Origin of the sequence: Ramlibacter sp. (assembly GCF_035706265.1) — a bacterium.
GTDB lineage: Bacteria > Pseudomonadota > Gammaproteobacteria > Burkholderiales > Burkholderiaceae_C > Ramlibacter.
The window spans coordinates 1-7,043 of the sequence record NZ_DASSVG010000243.1; the positions used below are offsets into that span (position 1 = coordinate 1).

General features: G+C 69.5%; 6 protein-coding genes. 4 read left to right on the forward strand and 2 right to left on the reverse strand.

The features are described from left to right. Both gluQRS and VFM98_RS09125 read right to left on the reverse strand, forming a co-directional pair. On the reverse strand, positions 1 to 597 hold a 597-nt coding region (gene gluQRS / locus VFM98_RS09120; RefSeq protein WP_325109605.1), incomplete at its 3' end, for a tRNA glutamyl-Q(34) synthetase GluQRS. 7 nt (positions 598 to 604) lie between these two features. After that, positions 605 to 1,552, reverse strand: a complete 948-nt coding sequence (locus VFM98_RS09125) for a LysR family transcriptional regulator (RefSeq protein WP_325109606.1) — start codon at positions 1,550 to 1,552, stop codon at positions 605 to 607. A 103-nt stretch (positions 1,553 to 1,655) separates the two neighbouring features. Between VFM98_RS09125 and VFM98_RS09130 the strand changes: the two genes are divergently transcribed. The 4 genes from VFM98_RS09130 to dnaE all read left to right on the forward strand — a co-directional run. Continuing rightward, a complete protein-coding gene (locus VFM98_RS09130) occupies positions 1,656 to 2,360 on the forward strand; it encodes a pirin family protein (RefSeq protein ID WP_325109607.1) in 705 nt (234 codons plus the stop codon). 32 nt (positions 2,361 to 2,392) lie between these two features. After that, positions 2,393 to 2,863 (forward strand): DoxX family protein, encoded by a 471-nt coding sequence (locus tag VFM98_RS09135; RefSeq protein WP_325109608.1) that lies wholly within the window; start codon positions 2,393 to 2,395, stop codon positions 2,861 to 2,863. Positions 2,864 to 2,878: 15 nt separating this feature from the next. After that, positions 2,879 to 3,778: a pirin family protein gene (locus VFM98_RS09140; protein WP_325109609.1), complete on the forward strand. Its 900-nt coding sequence runs from the start codon at positions 2,879 to 2,881 to the stop codon at positions 3,776 to 3,778. A 46-nt stretch (positions 3,779 to 3,824) separates the two neighbouring features. Continuing rightward, positions 3,825 to 7,043: DNA polymerase III subunit alpha (dnaE, locus tag VFM98_RS09145; RefSeq protein ID WP_325109610.1), on the forward strand; the 3,219-nt coding region annotated here is incomplete at its 3' end.

The window sequence follows — 7,043 nt, forward strand, 5'->3', positions numbered from 1 at the left end:
GCGCACGACATGCGTGATGCCCTGGTCCGCATCGTCCACCACCACCGCGAGCTGGTAGGCGAACAGGCCGTCGGCGCGCTTCAGCACGAAATCGCCCACCTCTTCGGCCACGTTCTGCAGGTGCACGCCCACGCGCCGGTCGGTCCACGGCACCACGCCTTCGGGCACGCGGAAGCGCCACGCGCGGGGCTCCTTGCCATGCAGGCCGCGGCGGCAGGTGCCCGGGTAGACCAGCTCGCCGTGGCGCGTGCGCTCGCGGCCCAGGGCGCGCAGCGCCAGCGCGATGTCCTTGCGCGAACAGGCGCAGGGGTAGGCCTTGCCTTCGCTCACCAGGCGGTCCAGCGCGGCCTGGTACAGCGGCTCGCGGCGCGACTGCCAGGTCGGCGGCTCGTCCGGCAGCAGGCTGCAGGCGGCGAGCTGGCGCAGGATCTCCTCGTCGGCGCCGGGCACCGTGCGCGGCCGGTCCACGTCCTCGATGCGCAGCAGCCACTGGCCGCCATGCGCGCGTGCATCCAGCCAGCTCGCGAGGGCGGCCACCAGTGAGCCCGCATGGAGCGGGCCGCTGGGCGAGGGCGCGAAGCGGCCGCGATAGGGCATCAGCGCTTCATCCTGCCCCGTGGCGCTCCAGCAGCGCGGCGCGGGTGGCCGGGCTTTCCAGCTGCGCCAGCCACCACTGCAGGGCGCGCCCCGGCCCCAGCGCGCCGGCATTGCGCCAGGCGTAGCTCAGGCGGATGTGGCGCCGGCTGCCGCGCTGGATCTCGCGCGCGACCAGCCGACCCGAATCCAGGTAGGGGCGCGCCAGCGGCTCCGGCAGGAAGCCGCCGCCCAGCCCGCGCAACTGCGCATCGAGCTTGGAGCGCATGCTCTGCACCGTCAGCACGTCCTGGCCGGCCAGCAGGCCGTAGGTGAGGGTGTTGCCGCGCTGCTGGGCCGAATCGGAGACGGCCACCGCGCGGTGCTTGATCAGCACCTCGTCGGGGATCGGCTCCTCCAGCGTGGCAAGCGGATGGTGCGGCGCCACCGCGAACACGAAGCGCAGGTCGCCCAGCTCGTGGCTGGAGATGCCCGGCGTGGTGCCGGGCTCCACCAGCACGCCCAGCGCCAGGTCGGCGCGGCCGGCGGTGAGCGCCTCCAGAGTGCCCCCGAGCGCCTCGTCGCGCAGCCGCAGCCGGGTGGTCGGCTCCATGGCGTAGAAGGCCTCGGCCAGCTCCATCACGGTGGCGGCGGACAGGCAGTTGTCGACCGCGACGGTGAACTCGGCTTCCCAGCCGGTGGCGACCCGCCGCACCCGGTGGGCCATCGCGTCAATGTCCTGCAGCAGTTGCTGGCCGGCACAGAGCAGCTCGTTGCCCGCGGCCGTGAGGCGGGCCTGGCGCGAGCTGCGGTCGAACAGCAGCACGTCCAGCGCGTCCTCGAGCTGGCGGATCCGGTAGGTGACGGCACTGGGCACCAGGCCCAGCTCGCGCGCGGCCGCGGCGAAGCTGCCATGGTCCGCCACCGCCTGCACGAGGCCGAAGGCGTCGGGAGTCAACACGTCGCGCGGCGTCGGCATCTCGTCCTTTGTCTTCAGGATTTTTGAATGATGCCATCAAACAAGAGTCGGCCTCGCCGTCGTGTTGCGCCCCTACATTGGACCGATCCAGAGGAAACACCCCATGCTCACCCTGCGCAAATCCCAGGAACGCGGCTTCGCCGACCACGGCTGGCTGAAGTCCTTCCACAGCTTCTCCTTCGCCGGCTACTACGACCCCGAGCACATGGGCTTCGGCAACCTGCGGGTCATCAACGAGGACCGCATCGCCCCCGGCACCGGCTTCGGCCAGCACGGCCACCGCGACATGGAGATCATCAGCTACGTGCTCTCGGGCGAGCTGGCCCATCGCGACACGCTGGGCAACGTGAAGGCGATCCCGCCTGGCGACGTGCAGCGCATGAGCGCCGGCCGCGGCGTGATGCACAGCGAGTTCAACCATGCCGAGGACCAGACCACGCACTTCCTGCAGATCTGGATCGAGCCCGCCGTGAGCGGCATCGAACCCAGCTACGAGCAGAAGGGCTTCGCCGAAACCGAGAAGCGTGGCAAGCTCCGCCTCGTCGCTTCGCCCGACGGCGCCCAGGGCTCGGTGAAGATCCATGCCGACGCCCGGGTCTACGCGGGCCTGTTCGACGGCGACGAAAGCGCGAGCCTGGCGCTCGACCCGAAGCGGCCGCTCTACGTGCACCTGGTGCGCGGCGAGCTCGCCGTCAACGGCACGCGGCTTTCCGGCGGCGACGCCGCCAAGCTGCGCGGGGAAGCGAGGCTGGCGCTGGACCACGGCAAGGATGCCGAGGTGCTCGTGTTCGACCTGGCCGAACACTGATGTCTTGACCACCACACCCAAGGAGGCTACCCATGGCGACACTGACTACCACCCCGTCCCACTCCGGTCTTGCGGTGAACACGGAGGCCGCGGCCCTCACGCCGGCGCAGAATGCGGCGGCGCTGGTCGGCCGCATCCTGATCGCGTTGCTGTTCCTGCCTTCGGGCTGGGGCAAGCTCACCGGCTTTTCGGGCACCGTGCAGTACATCGCCTCCAAGGGGGTGCCGTTCCCCGAGGTCTGCGCGGCCATTGCCGTGGCCGTGGAACTCCTGCTGGCGCTGGCGCTGCTGGTCGGCTTCAAGACCCGCTGGGTGGCCTTGCTGATGGCGGTGTTCGTGCTCGTGATCACGCCCATCTTCCACAACTACTGGGCGGTACCCGAAGCGCAGATGTACATGCAGAAGCTGAACTTCTGGAAGAACCTCGCGATTGCCGGCGGCCTGCTGGGCTTCTTCGCCTTCGGTCCCGGCACCTACAGCGTCGACGGCCGCCGCCGGGAATGAGCGGGGCCGCCTGAGATGCCCGTCGCCCTGCAGCTCACCGGCCACGAGAAGGACCTCGGCGGCGGTTTTCTCGTACGCCGCCTGCTGCCCGACGCCCGCCAGCGCAGCGTCGGGCCCTTCATCTTCTTCGACCACTTCGGGCCGGCGGAAGAACGCCCGGGCGTGAACCACGATGTGCGGCCCCATCCGCACATCGGGCTTGCCACCGTCACCTACCTGTTCGAGGGCGCGATGATGCACCGCGACAGCCTCGGCAGCGCGCAGCTGATCGAGCCCGGCGCGATCAACTGGATGACGGCGGGGCGCGGCATCGTGCATTCGGAGCGGCGGCCCGACCACCTGCGCGAAGTCGGCTTCGTCAATCACGGCCTGCAGCTGTGGACGGCGCTGCCGCTGGCGCAGGAGGAGGCCGAGCCCTCGTTCTCGCACACCCCGGCCGAGGCCATCCCCGAGTGCAGCGTGGGCGACGCCCGCGTGCGGGTGCTGGTGGGCGAGGCCTTCGGCGTGCGCTCGCCGGTGCCGGCGCTGTGGCGCACGCTGTACCTCGACCTGTGGCTGCCGGCCGGCGGCGGCATGGAGCTGCCGCCGCTGGAGGCGCAGCAGGCGATCTACGCCGTCGAAGGCACGCTGGAGGCGGACGGGGCGCCGCAGCCGCTGCGGCAGCTGGCGGTGCTGCAGCCAGGCTCGCCCGTGAAACTTTTCTCGCCCGGCGGGGCGCGGCTGGTGCTGGTGGGCGGCGAGCCGCTGGATGCGCCGCGCCACATGTGGTGGAACTTCGTATCCAGCCGCAAGGAGCGCATCGTGCAGGCCAGCGCCGACTGGGAGGCCATGCGCATGGGGACGGTGCCGGGGGACGCGGAGGAATTCATCCCGCTGCCGCCGACGCGCTTCACGCCGCCGGAGCCGCTCTCCTGAAGCTGTCAAGGGCGGGGCCGCCACACCCGTTTCCTACAATGGCGGCATGTTCGTCCACCTGCGCCTGCACACCGAATTCTCCGTCGTCGACGGCACCAACCGCATCGACGAGATCGTGAAGGCGGCGGCCGCGGACGGCCAGCCGGCATTGGGCATCACGGACCTGAACAACATGTTCGGGGCCATCAAGTTCTACAAGGCAGGCCGCGGCAAGGGCGTCAAGCCCGTGGTCGGCTGCGAGCTGATGCTGCAGGGCCTGGGCAGCGACGCCCAGGCCGTCTCGCGCGTGCTGCTGCTGGTGCAGAACCACCAGGGCTACCTGAACCTGTGCGAGATCCTGGCCCGGGCCTGGACGCGCAACGTCGTGCGCGCGCAGGCCGTGGCGACGCTCGAATGGCTGCAGGAACTCAACGAAGGCCTGATCCTGCTCGCCGGCGCCCAGGCCGGCGCCGTGGGCCAGGCGCTGCTGCAGGGCGACGAGGGCCGTGCCTCCGAGCTCGCGCTGCAGCTCGCCGGCCTGTTCCCGCACCGCTTCTACCTGGAGCTGCAGCGCGCCGGCCGCCCCGACGACGAGGCCCACGTGGCCGCGGCGGTGCAGCTCGCCGCGCGCCTGAAGCTGCCGGTGGTGGCCACCCATCCGGTGCAGTTCACCAAGGAAGACGACTACGAGGCGCACGAGGCGCGCGTCTGCATCGCCGAGGGCGAGATTCTCGCCAACCCGCGCCGGGTGCGCCGCTTCACCCGCGAGCAGTACTTCAAGACCCAGGCCCAGATGGAGGCCCTGTTCGAGGACATCCCCTCGGCGATCTCCAACACGCTGGAGATCGCGCGCCGCTGCAACCTGGTGCTGGAACTCGGAAAACCGCGGCTGCCGAACTTCCCCACGCCCAACGGCATGCCGATCGAGGAGTATTTCCGCTTCGCGTCGCACGAGGGCCTGAAGGAGCGCCTGCTGCACCTGTTCCCCGACGAGGCCGAGCGCGAGAAGCAGCGCCCGCGCTACGAGGAACGGCTGGAATTCGAGCTCGGGATCATCCTCAAGATGGGGTTCCCGGGCTACTTCCTGATCGTGGGCGACTTCATCAACTGGGCCAAGAACCACGGCTGCCCGGTGGGCCCGGGCCGCGGCTCCGGCGCCGGCTCGCTGGTGGCCTACGCGCTCAAGATCACCGACCTCGACCCGCTGCAGTACTCGCTCCTGTTCGAGCGCTTTTTGAATCCGGAGCGCGTGTCGATGCCCGACTTCGACATCGACTTCTGCCAGGGCAACCGCGACCGCGTGATCGAGTACGTGAAGGAGAAGTACGGCCGCGACGCCGTGTCGCAGATCGCCACCTTCGGCACCATGGCTGCGCGCGCCGCCGTGCGCGACGTGGGCCGCGTGCTCGACATGAGCTACACCTTCTGCGACGGCATCAGCAAGCTGATCCCGAACAAGCCCGGCACGCACATCACGATCGCCGACGCGCTGGAGCAGGAGCCCATGCTCAAGGAGCGCTACGACCGCGAGGAGGAAGTGCGCACGCTGCTGGACCTGGCGCAGAAGCTCGAGGGCATGACCCGCAACGTGGGCATGCACGCGGGCGGCGTGCTGATCGCGCCCGGCAAGCTCACCGAGTTCACGCCGCTGTACCAGCAGCCCGGAAGCGATTCCGCGGTGAGCCAGTACGACAAGGACGACGTGGAGGCGGCCGGCCTGGTGAAGTTCGACTTCCTGGGCCTCGCCACGCTGACCATCCTGGAGCTCGCGCGCGAGTTCATCGTGCGGCGCCATCCGAGCCAGAAGGACTTCGCCTTCGAGACCATCCCGCTGGACGACCCGCACACCTACAAGCTGTTCACCGACGGCAAGACCGAAGCGGTGTTCCAGTTCGAATCGCGCGGCATGCAGGGCATGCTGCGCGACGCGCGGCCTTCGCGGCTGGAGGACCTGGTGGCGCTGAACGCGCTGTACCGCCCGGGCCCGATGGACCTGATCCCCACCTTCGTGGCCCGCAAGCACGGGCGCGAGCAGGTGGAGTACCCGCATCCGCTGGTGGAGCCGGTGCTCGCCGAGACCTACGGGATCATGGTCTACCAGGAGCAGGTGATGCAGACGGCGCAGGTGCTGGGCGGCTACTCGCTCGGCGGCGCCGACCTGCTGCGCCGGGCCATGGGCAAGAAGAAGGCCGAGGAGATGGCCCAGCACCGGGAGATCTTCCGCGCCGGTGCGGCGAAGAACGGCATCAGCCAGGAGAAGGCCGACGAGGTCTTCGACCTGATGGAGAAGTTCGCGGGTTACGGCTTCAACAAGTCGCACGCGGCGGCGTACTCGCTGCTGGCCTACCACACGGGCTGGCTCAAGGTCCATTTCACGGCGGAGTTCTACTGCGCCAACATGACCATCGAAATGGACAACACCGACAAGCTGAAGGTGTTGCACGAGGATGCGGTCAAGAACTTCGGAATGAGCTTCGAGCCGCCGGACGTCAACCGCGGCACCTGGCGCTTCGAGCCGATCTCGGACAAGGTGATCCGCTACGGCCTGGGAGCGATCAAGGGAACGGGGCAGTCGGCGATCGAGGCGATCGTCGCAGCGCGCGAAGACGGCGGGGCGTTCAGGAGCCTGTACGACTTCTGCTGCCGGGTGGACCGCTCGCGCATCAACAAGCGCACGGTGGAGGCACTGATCAAGGCCGGCGCCTTCGATTCGCTGCAGCTCAATCGCGCGTCGCTCGTGGCCTCCATCGACCGCGCCTACGAGTTCGCGGCGGCGCAGGAGGCCAACGCCAACCAGGGCGGGCTGTTCGACCTGGGCGACGACACTCACGGCGCGAGCACCCAGGAGCCGGACCTGGTGGAGGCCACGCCCTGGGGCGTGAAGGAGCGGCTGACGCAGGAGAAGACGGCGATCGGCTTCTACCTCTCGGGCCACCTGTTCGACGAGGTGGAGCGCGAGGTGCGGCGCTTCTGCCGCCGCAGGATCGAGGAGCTGGTGGACACGCGCGACATCCTGCTGCTGGCCGGCATCGTGACGGACCTGCGCATCATCAACGGCCAGCGCGGCAAGCTGGCCCTGTTCAAGCTCGATGACAAGAGCGACGTGATCGAGGCGGCGGCCGACGAATCGGTGTTCAGCCCGCATCGCGCCTGGTTCAAGGACGACGAGCTGGTGATCGTGCAGGCCAAGCTGCAGCCGGACCGCTTCTCGGGCGGCTTCCGCCTGAACGTCCAGCAGATCTGGGACCTGGCGACGGCGCGCTGCCGCTTCGGCAAGTACCTGAAG